This window comes from Isoptericola sp. BMS4, from assembly GCF_011634835.1.
Lineage (GTDB): Bacteria > Actinomycetota > Actinomycetes > Actinomycetales > Cellulomonadaceae > Isoptericola.
Map to the genome: position 1 here is coordinate 66,238 of NZ_SIRP01000001.1, position 14,841 is coordinate 81,078.

Sequence of the window (14,841 nt, forward strand, 5' to 3'; positions counted from 1 at the left end):
CAGGTTTCGTTCGGCAGTCCGGTGCTCGTTCGGCCCTGCAGGTGCCGAACGAGCACCGGACTGCCGAACGAGACCCGAGCGGTCAGACCGCCCGGCGACGCTCCGTGGTCCGCGAGATCGACAGCTCCAGCAGGGCGATCCGGGCCCGGCGGCGCCGGTCGTCCGGGTCGACGGTGAGCAGGTCGCCCCGGCTCAGGGACGTGTCCGCGGCACGCGGCCGCTCGTCCGGCACGGGCACGCTGACGAGGTCGGGTGACCGGACGCTGCCGGCCAGCACGGACGGGGTCACGCTCGGGGTTCCACGCACGGTCGTCGCCTCCTCCTCGCGGCCCGGCGGCCGCACGACCCCATCGTGCGCGGCGCCGGTTTCCCCCGCGTTGCCTCACCGTGACGATCCGACGACCGCCCGGCCGGCGCGCGTCACAGGAAGACAGCGGTCCGCGGCCCGAGCGGCCGCACCAGCACCCGCCACGACACCGCCTGCGCCACCAGCACGGCCGCGAACGCGCCGAGGACCGGCCACGTCAGCCCGTGCAGCACGGTCGCCGGGGCGGCCAGGGCCAGCGCCTGCGGGCCGACGACGGCGGCGGTCGCGACCACCGGCGCCACGACCACCGCCACGCACGCCGCGTCGACCGTGGCGGTACGGTGCAGCCCCCGGTCCAGGTCGAACCGGGCGGCGAGCGCGAGCGCCGCCGCACCGAGGAGGACCACGGCGCCGACGAGCGCCGACGTCGTGCCCAGCGCCGCCGCCCCGAGGGCGCCCAGGGCGGCGAGCGTGGCGAGCGCCGCCACGGGGACCAGCGCGGCCCGCACCCGCCGTCGTGCCGCGACCGCCAGGTCGGCGGGGGCACGGCGCGCGACGACGAGGCCGCCGTGCACGCGGACGGCCACGGCGACGAGGGCGGCGAGCACCACGGGCAGCGCGAGCGCCAGGAGGGCCGCGGTGCCGTCGCCGGCGCCGAGGCCGGCGGCCCCGGCGCCGGTGACGTCGGGCGAGACGGCCGAGAGCTCCACCCACGCGACGCCTGCCAGCGCCCCGAACGCCGCCGGGAACGCGACGCAGGCCGCCTGCGCCGCCACGTCCCACGCGCGCCGCCACCGCGGGGAGGCGAGGCGGCTGCGCAGCCAGAGTGCGGCGTCGCGCACCACCCAGGCGGCGATCAGGGCCACCACCACCGGGTACCCGGCCTCCCACAGCACCTTCTCGACGTGCCCGAACGCGAACAGGAGCACGCCGGCGGCGGCGACGAGCCACACCTCGCCGAGCAGGAGGAACGGCGCCAGCACCGCGAGCACGGTGCGGCGACGGCCGTCGAGCTCGCCGCCGACGCGCCGCACCAGCTGCGTCCCGCCGGACACGGCGCCGTCCAGCACCACCCAGCCGACCAGGAGGAGGGCGAGCAGCAGTCCCCAGCCGAGCGCGTTCATCGGGTACCTCCGAAGGTCAGGGTCGACTCGATCTCGGGTCCGGGTCCGACGAGGGCCGCGCGCGGCGGCGCCCCGAGCACCACCCGGTCGGCCCCGCGGCGCGCGAGGCGGGCCAGGACCACCCCGTCGGCGACGGCGAGCGCCAGCATGACGCCGACCAGCACCACGAGCGAGACGACGACCTGCCCCGCGGGGGCGTCGGTGACGGCGTCCTCCGTGCGCAGGATGCCGGCGATCGCCCACGGCTGCCGGCCGACCTCGCGCGCCACCCAGCCGAGCAGCGCGGTGAGGAACGGCACGGGCAGCAGCACCACGAGGGTGCCGTACAGGCCACGGCGCAGCGGCCGCCACATCCGGAACAGCGCGTCGCGGACGAGCAGCAGGAGCAGCGCGCTCCCGACGAGGAACGTCAGGAAGCCGACCATGTCCATGACGCCGTAGGCGACGCCGATGACGCCGGGGGCGTTCGCCAACGACGACTCGGTGTCCACGTAGGCGTACTGGCCGAAGCCGGCGCCGATCGCCAGGACGGACCCGAGCGTCCCCGTGACGACGCCCGCGCGCATCGACCGGCGCCACACGTCGTTCTCCTCCGACATGACGGCGCCGGGGAGCCCGGCCGCGACGACACCGGACAGCCGGGTCGGTGCCCGGCGCAGGTGCCAGGCGCTCACCCCCACCAGCAGGAAGCCTCCCGTGATCAGACACGCCCCGACCACGTGCATCCCCGAGACGACCACGGCCGGGTTGGTGACGACCGCGCCCACGTCGGTGACCCGGACGACGCCGTCCTCGACCGTCACGCCGACCGGGTTGCGCAGGAAGCCGTTGGCCACCATCACCGTGAACGCGGACAGGTACCCCGTGAGGACCACCAGCCAGAACGACACCGTGTGGGCCCAGCGGGGCAGCACGTGCCAGCCGAACACCCACAGCCCCAGGAAGGTGGACTCGAGGAAGAACGCCGCCATCGTCTCGATCACCAGCGGGGCGCCGAAGACGCCGCCGGCGACCTCGAGCAGGCCCGGGAAGTTCAGCCCGAGCTGCAGCTCCATGACGATGCCGGCGGCGATGCCCAGGGCGTAGTTGACGAGGTAGAGCTGGCCCCAGAACCGGGTGGCGCGCTCCAGGACGGCCCGGCGGTCGGCGCGGCGGGCGAGCGTCCACCGGGTCTGCAGGACGGCGACGACGGGCCCCAGCCCCAGCGTGACGAGGACGAAGGAGAAGTGGATGCCGGCCAGCAGCGCGAACTGCAGGCGGGCGGCGTCGACGGCGGTCACGGGTGCGACGCTAGCGCCGGCGAGGCCCGGAGTTCTGCGCTTTTTCCCAGGTTCAGGGCGGGTTCGGGGGACAACCCTGAGGCGGCTCGGGGGAAATCCCCACCCGCGCCGGGACCGGCGGCCGGTGCGGCGGCCGCCGGCCCTGGCGTCACGCCGCCGTGGCGAGCGCACGCCTCCAGCTCAGGCGCCCGCCCGTCTGCAGCAGCGCGCCGCGGTAGGCCCGCTCGCCCACCAGGAGGGCGAGGACGGTGAACCCCGCGAGGATCGCCAGGGAGACGATCGGCTCCCACCAGGCCGCGTCCCCGGACAGCACGCGGACCGGCATGGCCACCACGTTCGCGACGGGCACGTACGACAGCACGGTCGCGAGGGTGCCGCTGGCGGAGAACGTCAGGAAGTAGATGCCCATGACCGCCATCGTCATCGGGGTGGTGGTGTGCTGCAGGTCCTCCGCCCGCGACGCCAGCGCCCCGGCCACCGCGTACAGGGCGGCCAGCCCCAGGAACCCCACGGCGAAGAACAGCACGAACCAGACGAGCGACGTCGACAGCGCCGGCAGGATCGACGCGACGGGAGTGAACGACAGCGCCACCAGACCGACGGCGGCGAACAGCACGTTCTGCGCCAGGGCCACCACGGAGCTGCCGAGGATCTTGCCGGCCAGCAGGTGCCTCAGCGGCACCGCCGTCGCCATGATCTCCACGAGGCGCGACTGCTTCTCCTCCACGACGCTGCCCGCGATCATCTGCCCGGAGCCCAGCGCGCCCATGAAGAACAGCAGCGCGAGGCCGAAGGACGCGAAGAACAGCACCTGCGGGTCGACGGCGTCCCCGTCGAGCCGGTCGGTCGTGAGCCCGCCGCCCGCGGTCAGCTCCTCGACGGAGGTGCCCGCGGCCTCGGCGTTGCTCGCGAGGGTCTGCTGCTCGATCCCGACCGTGAGCAGGCGGGTGAGCGTGCCGTCGGGGTCGGCCTCGCCGGTGAGGACCCAGCCGTCCCCGTCGTCCGCGGGGTGCAGCCAGGCGTCCGCGTCGCCGTCGGTGAGCGCCGTCCGGGCGGCCGCGTCGTCCGCGACCTCGACGGCGGTGAGCTCGGCGCCGCCGCCCTGGCCCTCGGGCACGACGCCGGCCGTCGCGACGGCCGCCGCGGCCACGGCGTCCCCGGCGGGGACGGCGACGGTGAACTCGTCGGTCTTGCTGTTCTGCCACGCGAAGAACGCGGCCAGCGCCGCGATGATCGCCACGGACACCGCGAGCCCCACGAGGAACGTCTTGTTGAGGGCGCGCACCACGATCTCGCGGTTCATCACGACGAGCCACGCGCCGCGCGCCGCCTCGCCGTCGGGCCGGTGGCCGGTGGTCGGGGTGCTCATGCCGTCACCTCACGGTAGATCTGGGCCAGCGTGGGCCGTACGGGGGTGAGCTCGCGGACGCCGCCGCGCTCCAGGGCGGCGGCGAGCAGCCGCTGGACGGTCGCGTCGTCGGCGAGCTCGAGCAGGGCTGCGGGACCGTCGACGTCGACGGCGTGCACGCCCGGCACGCCGCGCACCCAGCCGGCGTCGCCGTCGGTCACGAGGCGGTGGCGCACGGTGCCGGTCTCCTGCAGCGCGGCGGGCGTGCCGTCGGCCATGACGCGGCCGCCGGAGAGGATGACGAGCCGCTCGCACAGCCGCTCCACCAGGTCGAGCTGGTGGGAGCTGAACAGCACCGGGACGCCGCGCGCGGTGTGCTCGGCCAGGAGGTCGACCATCCCGTCGACGGCGGCCGGGTCGAGGCCGCTGAACGGCTCGTCGAGCACGAGCATCCGCGGGGACCCCATGAGGGCGGCGATGATCTGCACGCGCTGCTGGTTGCCGAGCGACAGCTTCTCCACGTGGTCCTTGGCGCGGCCGGCGAGGCCGAGCCGGTCGAGGTGGTCCAGCACCTCGGTGCGCGCGGTCGCGGCGGGGATGCCGCGCAGCCGGGCGAGGTAGACGAGCTGGTCGAGCACCGCCTGCTTGGGGTACAGGCCGCGTTCCTCGGGCATGTACCCGAACTCGCGGCGGTCGGCGCGCGTCACGGGCGCCCCGCCGAAGGCCACTTCGCCGCGCGTGGCGGCCAGGACGCCCATGATCATGCGCATCGTGGTGGTCTTGCCGGCGCCGTTGCCGCCCACGAACCCCGTGAGCAGGCCCGGCGGGGCGGTGAACGAGACGTCGTCGACGGCGACGAGGTCGCCGAACGTCCGGGTGAGCCCGCGCACCTCGAGGGCCGCGTCGGCCCGCGGGGCCCGCTCCCGGGTGGCGGTGGTCGTGAGACTGGTCATGGCTCCGACGCTACGGAGCCCCGGAGACGGGCGGATCCGTCTGACGACGGAGATCCCTCCCCCTGACGTAGCGTTCGCTGGCGGTTCCACGGCAGGAACCGTCAGCCAGCGCTACGTCACGACGGCTCGTGCGGGGCTGTGGACGACGCCGGCGGGCGCGCGGCGTTCTCTGGTTCGGTGTCCGGGTGCCCCGCAGGATCGTCGTCCCCGCGCCGCTGCAACGGGTCGCGTCCTTCCAGGACGGCCTGGTCTCGACCGGGCAGTGCCGCACGCACGGCATGACGTACCGACAGGTCGGAGCCCTGGTCGCGGACGGCCGGTGGGAACGGGTCGTGCGCGGCGTCCTCGACACCGGGTCCCGGGACCGGGCGGCGCTGGTCCACGACGCCTACGACCTGGTACGGCGGCGCGCCGCGATCCTCGGGACGCTCGCGTACCCCGGCTCCGTCGCCACCGGGCTGGCCGCGCTCGTGCTGCAGGACGTCCAGGGCGCACCGCAGCGCATCCTCCCCGACGTCGGGTTCCCCGACGGATCCCCCGCGCGAGCCGCGGCCATGTTCGCGTCCGTCGCGAGCCGCTGCGGCGCCGGGTCGTCGTCGACGGCATCCCGTGCGTCCCGCCGGAGCTGGCGCTCGCCCAGGCGGTCCCGGGTCTCGACCGACGCCGTGCCGTGGCTCTGATGGACTCGGCCCGCCACCGCAGGGTCCTCACCGAGGACGCCTTCCGTCGCGCACGAGACCTCGCCCGGGGCCGGCGCGGGGCGGCGCGCGTCGCGCGGTGCTGGGAGGAGTCGGACCCGCGCGCGGAGTCGCCTGCCGAGTCGTGGGGCGGGTGTCGGCGGTCGACCACGGGGCGCCACCGGACGCGCTGCAGCTCGTGGTCCGGGACGCGGCGGGCCGGTTCCGCGCACGCGTCGACATGGCGTGGCACCTGCCGGACGGCGTCCTGCTGGTGGAGGTCGACGGCCGGGAGGCGCACTCGCGGCTGGAGGCGCTCGTCGACGACCGGCGCCGGCAGAACCGGATCGCGACGCGGCAGACCACGCTGCTGCGCTTCAGCGGGGCCGACGCCTGGGACGGCACGCTCGGGGCCGAGGTCGCAGGGTTCCTCCGGGGCGCGGGGTGGTCGCCGCGGCCGTTCGACGGCGCCTACCGGCTGCCGACGTAGCGCTTGCTGACGATTCCCCCGTGAGAAGTGTCAGCAAGCGCTACGTCAGCGTGCGGTGGTAGTAGACGACGGCCTGCACCCGGTCGCGCAGGTGCAGCTTGGCCAGCACGTTCGACACGTGCGTCTTGACGGTGGCCTCGCCGAGGAACAGCTCGCCCGCGATCTCCGTGTTCGACATCCCCTGGCCGACGAGCGCCAGCACCTCGCTCTCGCGGGGCGTCAGCCGGGCCAGGCCGGGGTCGGGCGCGACCGCCCCCGATGCCGGCGGCGGGCCGGCGTCGCCACCGGTCGCGACCATCCGCTCGATGACGCGGCGGGTCACCTCCGGGGCGAGGAGCGCGTGCCCCGCCGCGACGGTCCGCACGGCGTCGACGAGCCGGTCCGCGTCGGAGTTCTTCAGCAGGAACCCGGAGGCGCCCGCGCGCAGCGCGTCGTCCACGTAGGCGTCGTCGTCGAACGTCGTGAGGACCAGCACCTTGGCGAGGTCCTCCGCGACGATGCGGCGCGTCGCCTCGATGCCGTCCATCACCGGCATCTGGACGTCCATGAGCACGACGTCGGGCCGCAGGCCCCGCGCCCGCTCGACGGCGGCGGCGCCGTCGGCGGCCTCCCCGACGACCTCGAGGTCTGGCTCGACGGAGCAGATCATCGCGAAGCCCGACCGCACGAGCTGCTGGTCGTCGACGAGCAGCAGCCGCGTCACCGGCCCCGGGCCGGGCACCGTGCCGCTCACGCGTGGTCCTCGGGCAGGGGCAGTCGCACCCGCACACGGTAGCCGCCGGTGGCCCGCGGCCCGACCTCGGCCACGCCGTGGTGGGTGGCCACCCGCTCGCGCACGCCGAGCAGCCCCAGCCCCGTGCCCGAGGAGCCGCCGCGCGGGCGCCCGTCGTCCAGCACCTCCACCTCGGCGTACCCGTGGGGGAAGCGGTCGCCGTCCGGGGCCCGGGACGACACGGGGCGCCGGTCCACCCGCACGACGACGCTCGCGGAGCGTGCCGTGGAGTGCTTGCGCACGTTCGCGAGCGCCTCCTGCGCCGTCCGGAACAGGCTGTGCCCGACCGGCCCGGGCACGTCCGCGGCGGCGCCCGCCGGCTCCTCGACGACGCGCACGACGACGTCGAGCCCGCCGTCGGAGTCACCGGCGGCGTCGGCGAGCCGCGGGATGTCCGCCAGCACCGGTTCCGGGGCGCGTGTCTCGGCGGGCTCCGCCGGGGCCCCGCCGTCGTCGGCGCCGCGGAGCGTGCCGAGCAGGCCGCGCATCTGCGCCACGGCCTCGCGGGACTCCCCCTCGATGGTGGCGAGCGGGCCCGCCGCCGCCTCCGGGTCGCGGGTGAGCAGCCGCCGGGCGGCGGCCGCCTGGATGCCGATGACGGACACGTGGTGCGCGACGACGTCGTGCAGCTCGCGGGCGATCCGCAGCCGCTCGGTGACGACCGCCTGGCGCTGCAGCTCCGCCGCCTGCCGCTCGATGGTCGCCGCCTGGGCGGCGAGCTGGTCCTGCCGACGGGCGGCGTGCCAGCGCAGCTGCCCGGCGGCGACGGCGCCGAAGAAGTACGCCATGTTGAACAGCCAGTTGTGGGCGACCAGGGCGACGGCCGGGCTGATGAGGCCCGGCCGGCCGCCGTCGGGGTTCATCTGGTCCACGACCTCCTGCACGCCCGAGCCGACGGCGAACTGCCACGCCAGCCACACGAACATCACGAGGACGGCGCCGCCGACGACGAGCAGCATCGCGCGCCGGTCCCGGGCCCACGCGACGGCGCTGAACATCGCCACGAAGTAGGCCACCTGCAGGGGCACGACCTGGGTGACCATCGGCACGGTCAGGCCCACGGCGAGGAACTGCGCGTACGCCACGACGAGCACCACGAGGGGGTACCGGCGCCGCCACATCAGCGGGGCGGCGCCCGCGGCCGCCAGGAGGTAGAGGCCCCAGGCGGGCACGTCCCCCTGCTCGAAGTACCCGATGCTGCGCGCGAGCTCGGTGCCCAGCACCGTCACGCCGACGTACAGCGCCCCGAGCCACACGTCGCGGCGGTACGCGCGCGCGGGGTCGGCGGGGACGCGCTCCCAGTCGGTGTCGACCCCGAACCAGTCGAGGACGCGCGCGGTCGCGCCCGGAGTCTGCTGCGGCATCCGACCAGCGTAGGGAGCGGCACCGCCTGCCGCCTCCGTCCGGAGGTGGAACTCTGGTGCCATGACCTCTGACGCGACCTTCTGGATCTGCCGCACCTGCGCCGTCGAGCACGCGGACCGGCCGGACGTCTGCGCGATCTGCGCCGACGAGCGGCAGTGGGTGCCCGCCACGGGCCAGGAGTGGACGACGCTGGACGAGCTGGCCGGCGAGGGCCTCGCGACCGAGGCGAGCGAGCTCGAGCCCGGGCTGCTCGCGCTGCGGACGGCGCCGGGCGTCGGCATCGGGCAGCGGTCCAAGGTCGTGAGCACCCCGGCGGGCGCGCTGCTGTGGGACCCGCTGGGCTTCGTGGACGACGCCGGGGTGGCGGCCGTCGTCGCGGCGGCCGGCGGGGGCGACGTGGTGGTCGCGGCCAGCCACCCGCACATGTTCGGGGTGCAGGTGGAGTGGAGCCGCCGTCTCGCCGCCGCCACGGGCCGGGACGTCCCCGTGCTGGTCAGCGAGGCGGACGCGGGCTGGGTGGCGCGGCCGGACGCCGTGGTCTCCACGTGGTCGGGCGAGCGGGAGGTGCTGCCGGGCGTGGTGCTCAGCCAGCCGGGCGGGCACTTCCCCGGCTCGGCGGTGGCGCACTGGTCGGGCGCCGCCGACGGGCGCGGTGTGCTGCTCTCGGGCGACACGATCTTCGCCAACCCGGACCGGACGTCGGTGAGCTTCATGCGCAGCTACCCGAACCGCATCCCCTTGTCGGGCGCCGTGGTCACCCGAGTCGCGGAGCACGTCGCGCGGCGGCCGTTCGACCGGCTCTACAACAACTTCGACGGGGTGGTCCCGGCGGCGGCCCGCGACGTCGTCCTGCGCTCGGCGGAGCGGCACGCCGCGTGGGTGCGCGGCGACTTCGACCACCTCACCTGAGCCGCGGCCTCACCGGGCGGGCGCCGCCTCCTCCTCCGCGGGGCCCGGCTCCGCGGCCTCCACCTCGGTGCCGGGGCCCGGGCCGGGCACGACGACCGCCGCGATCGCCGTCGTGAGCGGGATGGCGAGCACCAGCCCGATGGAGCCGACGAGCGTGCGCACGACCTCCTCGGCGATCTCGCCGGACGTCAGCGACATCACCGCCGACTGGTCGAGCAGCCACACGGTGAGCAGCAGCGGCAGGGCCGCCCCGACGTACGCGAACGCGATCGTGTACACGGTGGACGCGATGTGGTCGCGGCCGATGCGCATCGCCCGCGCGAACAGGGCCCGGCGCGACGCCTGCGGGGCCAGCGCCCGCAGCTCCCACACGGCCGACGCCTGCGTGATGGTGACGTCGTTGAGCACGCCCATGCCGGCGAGCACCAGGCCGCACAGCGCGATCCCGGCGAGGTCGACGCCGGGCGCGAGCGACGGCAGCGTCTGCGCCGTGTCGGACGACGCCCCGCTGAGCCGCGACGCCTCCGTCGCCCAGGCGCCGATCGCCGCGGTGATCCCCAGCCCGCCGAGCGTGCCGAGCAGCGCCACCGACGTGCGCGCCGTGAGCCCGTGCGCGAGGTACAGCACCACGAGCATCACGGCCGACGACGTCACGAGCGCCACCGCCATCGCGCTCTCCCCCGCGAGCAGCGCCGGAAACGTGAAGCCGAGGAACACGGCGAACGCGACGCCCAGGCCCGCGATCGCCGCCAGCCCCCGCCAGCGGGCCACCAGCAGCACGACCAGCACGTACGCGCAGGCGAGGAGGCCGAGGGGCAGCTCGCGCTGGTGCTCCATGAACACGTACGGCGCGGGCGCCCCCTGACGCTCCAGGTCGCCGATGAGCAGCGCGACCACGCCGTCGCCCTCGCGCAGGTCGAACCGCGGGTCGGCCTGCATGGCCGACGTCCCGCCGTCCGGCAGCTCGATGGGCACGGTGGGCCCGACGTCGCTGCCCTGGCGCGGCCCGGTGACCGTGACGTCGACGAACGCGCTGCCCTCGACGACGACCGGCATCCGCTCGGGGATCGCGTCGTCCGCCGGCCACAGCGCCCACATGCCCAGCGCCGTGGCGAGCAGCGCCGGCAGCAGCAGGAGCGCCAGCACGACCCGGGTGCGCCGAGGGGCCGGGCCGACGGGAGCGTCGTGACCGTGCCCGTGCGCATGCCCGTGGGCGTGGCCGTGCGCCCCCGCGGGGAACCGGCCGCGCGCGTGCCTCGCCCCGCGGGCCCGGCCGGCCCGCGGCGCCACGTCGTCCGGTGCTGCGGCGTCCGGTGCTGCGGCGTCCTGCGGCGCGGCGTCGGCGCGCGTGTCAGGCGTCATGACCGGATGGTCACACGCGGCGGGGCCCGAGCCCGGACGTACACTCCCGTGGTGACCGAGAAGCCCGCCGACCTCTCCGGCGGCGGGGCCGCCGGCCGCACCCTGGGCGTGCTGCTCGCCCTCGTCGCGGGCCTCGCCGCGGCGGCGCAGAGCCGCGTCAACGGGACGCTCGCCGAGCAGACGCAGAACGCGTTCGCCGTGGCGCTGCTCTCCTTCGCCGTGGGCCTGGTGCTGCTGACGCTCGCCCTGCTGCTCTCGCGCGCCGGCCGCGCCGCGTGCGTGCGCCTGTCCCGCCGCCCGCGTGCCGGACGCGTGCGCTGGTGGGAGTGCCTGGGCGGCCTCGGCGGCGCGTTCTTCGTCACATCGCAGGGCCTGACGGTCGCCACGCTCGGCGTGGCGACGTTCACGGTCGCGCTGGTGGCCGGGCAGTCCGTCAGCTCGCTGGTCATCGACCGCGCCGGGCTCGCTCCCGGCGGCGTGCGGCTCGTCACGGTGGGGCGCGCGCTCGGCCCGGTGCTGACCGTCGTGGCCGTGGCGGTCGTGTCGGGGTCCGCGGCGACGACGGCGGCGCTCGCGCTGGCCGTCCTCCCGCTGCTGGCCGGGGTGCTGCAGTCGTTCCAGCAGGCGCTCAACGGCCGGGTGCGCGCCGCGGTCCGCCCCTCCCCCGACGGTTGGGAGCGCGATTCCGGCCACGACGGGGGCGTGCTCGCCGCGACGTTCGTCAGCTTCCTCGTGGGGACGGCGGCGCTGCTGGTCGTCTTCCTCGTCTCCCTGGCGGTGACCGGTCCGGCGGGCGGGACGTGGCCCGCCGTCGCGTCCGCCGACCTGCTGCTCTACTCCGGCGGCCTGCTCGGGGTGACGTTCATCGCCCTGCAGGCCGCGGTCGTCCAGCGCATCGGCGTGCTCCTGCTCGGGCTGGGGATGATCGCCGGCCAGGTGGTCGGAGCGCTGGTCCTGGACATCGTCGTGCCCGGCGCGACGGCGCCCGGCGCGGCGACGTACACCGGCGCCGCGCTCACCCTGGTCGCCGTCGCCGTCCCGCTGGCCGAGGGGGCCCTGCGCCGTCGCTGACGCGAGCGAACGTCAGCGGCGGGCGCGGGCTCCGCCCACCAGCAGCGCGAGCAGGTAGACGCCGCCCAGCACGATGGTGACGATCCCCACGGGCAGCGCGACCGGCAGCGCGTGCTGGGCCACCAGGTCCGCGCCGGTCAGCAGGACGGCGCCCGTCAGCGCGGACGCGACCAGCGGCAGGCCCGCGCCGCGCACGAGCCGCTTGGCGACCTGCGGCGCGGAGAGCGCCACGAACGCGATCGGCCCGGCCGTGGCCGTCGCCACCGCGGTGAGCGCCACCCCGACGCCCAGGATCCCGAGCCGCGCCGGCTCCACCGGCACCCCGTGCGCCGCCGCGAAGTCGTCGCCGAGCTCGAGCTGGCGCAGCAGCGGCGACGCCAGCACGACCCCGACGCCGAGGACGGCGAACAGGGCGGTGGCGGGCGCCGCCTGCGCCCAGCCGACGAGGTCGAGCGACCCCGCTCCCCACGCCGCGGCCGTCATCGCCACCTCGGTCTGCGCCCGCATCAGCAGGTACGTGTTCACCGCCTGCAGCATGGCCGAGGCCGCGATCCCGACCACGATGAGCCGAAAGCCCTGCACGCCCCGCTGATAGCTGAGCAGCAGCACGGCGGCGGCGGTGAGCAGCCCCCCGACCAGCGCCGCGGTGGCCGTCCCGGCGAAGCCGCCGACGAAGCCGGGCACCAGCGTCATCGCCACGAGCACCCCCGTGTAGGCGCCCGTGGTGAAGCCGACGATGTCCGGGGACCCGAGCGGGTTGCGGGTGATCGACTGGAACAGCGCCCCCGCCACCGCGAGCGCCGCACCGATCGCGACGGCCGCCAGCACCCGGGGCAGCCGCCACTGGAGCACGATCGTCGACGCGAAGTCGTCGCCACCGGCGCCGACGAGGACGCGGAGCACGTCGAGCGAGCCGAGCGGGTAGTCGCCGAGCGCGAGGCCGAGCAGCACCAGCACCCCGAGCAGCACCGCGAGCGCACCGGTGACCACCGCGGCCCGCGCCCGGTGCGGGTGCGTCCGCACCGCCGTCGTGTCCCCGGTGCCCACGCCGCTCACTGGCCCACCATCCGGCGGTGCCGCACCAGCACGACGAGCACCGGCGCGCCGAGGAACGCGGTGACGATCCCGACGGGCACCTCGCCGGGCCACAGGATCACGCGCGCCACGACGTCCGACACCAGCAGGAGCACGGGACCGAGCACCGCCGACAGCCCGAGCACCCACCGCTGGTCGGGCCCGGTGACCCAGCGCGCGGCGTGCGGGATCATGAGCCCGACGAAGGCGATCGGCCCGGCGAGGGCGGTCGCGCTGCCGGCGAGGACGGCGATCACGGCGACGCACCCGAGCCGGGTGGCGACCACGGGCGTGCCGAGCGAGGACGCCACGTCGTCGCCCAGGGCGAGGGCGTTGAGGGCGGGCCCGAGCAGGGGCGCCGCCGCCAGGCCGACGAGGGCGAAGGGCAGGACCGGCACGATCACGTCCCAGCCCCGCGCCTGGAACGACCCCGCCTCCCACACCAGCAGGGCGGAGAAGTCCTCGGGGTCGGTCAGCCGGATCGCGGAGACGATCCCGGCGAGCACCGCGGTGAGCGCCATGCCGCCGAGCAGCATCTGGGCGACGTCGACCCGCGCCCGGCCGAGCGTGCCCACCAGGTAGACGGCCACCGTGGCGAGGAACGCGCCGCCGAGGGCGAACCACACGTAGCCCGCGGGGGTGCTGACGCCGAGGACCGCGATCGACATCGCGACGGCGAACCCCGAGCCGGCCGTGACGCCGAGGATCCCCGGGTCGGCGAGCGGGTTGCGGGTCAGCGACTGGATGACGGCGCCCGCCACCGCGAGCGCCGCGCCCACGAGCAGGCCGAGCACGGTGCGCGGCAGCCGCAGGCCGACGACGGCGGCCGCGTCGGCGGCCGGGACGTCGCCGCCGGTGAGGGCGGCCCAGACCCCGGCCGGCGGCACGGGGCGCGACCCGACGGCGAGGCTGGCGACGACGGCCACCAGCAGCACGACCGCGGCCACGGCGAGCACGCCCCACCGGCCACGCCGGGTGCGCACGTGCGCCCGGGTGACGCCTGCCATAGACCCTCGCATTCCCCACGAAATTAGATGAGGCTAACCTATGAGTCGTCGATGCCCGGGGTGCCCGGCGCACGACGACACCATCATCGACGAAGGATCATCCCCCATGAAGCACACCCGACAGCTCGCCGTGGCGGCCGTCGCCGCGCTGGCGCTCGCCGCCTGCACCGCGCCCGCGGACGAGCCGGAGGGCGACGGCGGGCAGCCGGCGTCGTCCGACGGCGCGTTCCCCGCGACCGTGGACACGAAGTTCGGCGAGGTCACGATCGACGAGCAGCCGGAGCGGGTCGTCGCGCTGGGCTGGGGCGACGCCGAGATCGCCCTGTCGCTGGGCACCGAGCCGGTGGGGGCGTCGGACTGGCTCGGCTTCGGCGGCGACGGCGTCGGCCCCTGGTCCGCCGGCTACGAGACCTCGCCCGAGATCATCGAGACGCTCGAGCCGAGCTACGAGGCGATCGCCGCGCTCCAGCCCGACCTGATCCTCGACGTCAAGGGCTCGGGCGAGCAGGAGCGCCACGACCGGCTCTCGCAGATCGCCACCACCGTGGGCGTGCCCGAGGGCGGCGACAACTACCTCACCACCACCGCGCAGCAGACGACGATGATCGCGCAGGCGCTCGGCGTGCCCGACGAGGGCGAGGCGATCCTCGCGGACCTCGACACGGCGTTCGAGGACGCCGCCGCCGCGCACCCGGGGTGGGAGGGCCGGACGGCGACCGCCGCGACCCGCACCTCGGAGGGCTGGGGCGCGTACGTGGACGGGGCGGCCCGCGTGGAGTTCCTCGAGCGGCTCGGGTTCACGCTGTCCCCGACGATCGCCGACCTGGAGCCCAACGCGGGAGGGTTCTCCGTCGACGTCTCCGACGAGCAGCTCGACCTGCTGGACGCCGACCTCCTCGTCGCCTTCCCCATCTTCATCGAGACGTCGCAGATCACGGACGACCCGCAGTGGCAGGCGATCCCCGCCGTCGAGGACGGCCGTGCCCTCGTCATGGACGGCGACCTGTCGCAGGCGTACGCGCTCAGCACCCCGGAGTCCCAGGAGTTCGCGATCGACCAGCTCGTCCCGATGATCGAGGACGCCCTCGGCAGCTGACCCTGC

General features: G+C 75.9%; 15 protein-coding genes. 5 read left to right on the plus strand and 10 right to left on the minus strand.

What is annotated here, in order from left to right; genetic code table 11:
• Window positions 1-82: 82 nt before the first annotated feature.
• The 5 genes from EYB28_RS00290 to EYB28_RS00310 form a co-directional block, all read right to left on the minus strand.
• A complete protein-coding gene (locus EYB28_RS00290) occupies window positions 83-343 on the minus strand; it encodes a hypothetical protein (RefSeq protein WP_166843868.1) in 261 nt (86 codons plus the stop codon).
• A gap of 77 nt (window positions 344-420) precedes the next feature.
• Complete coding sequence (locus EYB28_RS00295) at window positions 421-1,431, minus strand: cytochrome d ubiquinol oxidase subunit II (RefSeq protein WP_166843870.1); 1,011 nt, start codon at window positions 1,429-1,431, stop codon at window positions 421-423.
• A complete protein-coding gene (locus EYB28_RS00300; protein WP_166843872.1) occupies window positions 1,428-2,711 on the minus strand; it encodes a cytochrome ubiquinol oxidase subunit I in 1,284 nt (427 codons plus the stop codon). The genes EYB28_RS00295 and EYB28_RS00300 overlap by 4 nt, the downstream gene beginning before the upstream one ends.
• 148 nt (window positions 2,712-2,859) lie before the next feature.
• On the minus strand, window positions 2,860-4,080 hold the full coding sequence (locus EYB28_RS00305; RefSeq protein WP_166843874.1) for an ABC transporter permease: 1,221 nt from the start codon (window positions 4,078-4,080) through the stop codon (window positions 2,860-2,862).
• Entirely contained in the window at window positions 4,077-5,012 is a 936-nt protein-coding gene (locus EYB28_RS00310; RefSeq protein ID WP_166843876.1) for an ABC transporter ATP-binding protein, read from the minus strand. Before EYB28_RS00310 ends, EYB28_RS00305 begins: the two co-directional genes overlap by 4 nt.
• A 185-nt stretch (window positions 5,013-5,197) precedes the next feature.
• Here EYB28_RS00310 and EYB28_RS00315 point away from each other — a divergent pair, with 185 nt between their 5' ends.
• Both EYB28_RS00315 and EYB28_RS00320 read left to right on the plus strand, forming a co-directional pair.
• The gene (locus tag EYB28_RS00315; RefSeq protein ID WP_166843878.1) at window positions 5,198-5,692 is read left to right on the plus strand and encodes a type IV toxin-antitoxin system AbiEi family antitoxin domain-containing protein; all 495 of its coding nucleotides are present in this window, start codon (window positions 5,198-5,200) and stop codon (window positions 5,690-5,692) included.
• A 151-nt stretch (window positions 5,693-5,843) separates the two neighbouring features.
• Entirely contained in the window at window positions 5,844-6,179 is a 336-nt protein-coding gene (locus EYB28_RS00320; protein ID WP_166843880.1) for a hypothetical protein, read from the plus strand.
• 40 nt (window positions 6,180-6,219) lie between these two features.
• Here the strand turns inward: EYB28_RS00320 and EYB28_RS00325 are convergent, their stop codons facing one another.
• Window positions 6,220-6,912 carry a response regulator gene (locus EYB28_RS00325; RefSeq protein ID WP_370459415.1) on the minus strand — a complete coding sequence of 231 codons (693 nt, stop codon included), beginning with the start codon at window positions 6,910-6,912 and terminating at the stop codon, window positions 6,220-6,222.
• The gene (locus EYB28_RS00330; RefSeq protein WP_166843882.1) at window positions 6,909-8,315 is read right to left on the minus strand and encodes a sensor histidine kinase; all 1,407 of its coding nucleotides are present in this window, start codon (window positions 8,313-8,315) and stop codon (window positions 6,909-6,911) included. Before EYB28_RS00330 ends, EYB28_RS00325 begins: the two co-directional genes overlap by 4 nt.
• Window positions 8,316-8,376: 61 nt before the next feature.
• Between EYB28_RS00330 and EYB28_RS00335 the strand changes: the two genes are divergently transcribed.
• The gene (locus EYB28_RS00335) at window positions 8,377-9,225 is read left to right on the plus strand and encodes a hydrolase (protein ID WP_166843883.1); all 849 of its coding nucleotides are present in this window, start codon (window positions 8,377-8,379) and stop codon (window positions 9,223-9,225) included.
• Between the two features lie 9 nt (window positions 9,226-9,234).
• Here EYB28_RS00335 and EYB28_RS00340 read toward each other — a convergent pair whose 3' ends face one another.
• Window positions 9,235-10,587 carry a YibE/F family protein gene (locus EYB28_RS00340; protein WP_166843884.1) on the minus strand — a complete coding sequence of 451 codons (1,353 nt, stop codon included), beginning with the start codon at window positions 10,585-10,587 and terminating at the stop codon, window positions 9,235-9,237.
• Between the two features lie 51 nt (window positions 10,588-10,638).
• Between EYB28_RS00340 and EYB28_RS00345 the strand changes: the two genes are divergently transcribed.
• On the plus strand, window positions 10,639-11,658 hold the full coding sequence (locus EYB28_RS00345) for a DMT family transporter (protein ID WP_240930318.1): 1,020 nt from the start codon (window positions 10,639-10,641) through the stop codon (window positions 11,656-11,658).
• 12 nt (window positions 11,659-11,670) lie between these two features.
• Here the strand turns inward: EYB28_RS00345 and EYB28_RS00350 are convergent, their stop codons facing one another.
• Window positions 11,671-12,714 carry an iron chelate uptake ABC transporter family permease subunit gene (locus EYB28_RS00350; RefSeq protein WP_166843887.1) on the minus strand — a complete coding sequence of 348 codons (1,044 nt, stop codon included), beginning with the start codon at window positions 12,712-12,714 and terminating at the stop codon, window positions 11,671-11,673.
• Window positions 12,711-13,739, minus strand: coding sequence for an iron ABC transporter permease (locus EYB28_RS00355; RefSeq protein ID WP_166843888.1), 1,029 nt, complete (start codon window positions 13,737-13,739; stop codon window positions 12,711-12,713). Before EYB28_RS00355 ends, EYB28_RS00350 begins: the two co-directional genes overlap by 4 nt.
• Window positions 13,740-13,845: 106 nt before the next feature.
• On the opposite strand from EYB28_RS00355, the gene EYB28_RS00360 reads away from it, so the two are divergent.
• Entirely contained in the window at window positions 13,846-14,835 is a 990-nt protein-coding gene (locus EYB28_RS00360) for an iron-siderophore ABC transporter substrate-binding protein (protein WP_166843889.1), read from the plus strand.
• Window positions 14,836-14,841: the final 6 nt, after the last annotated feature.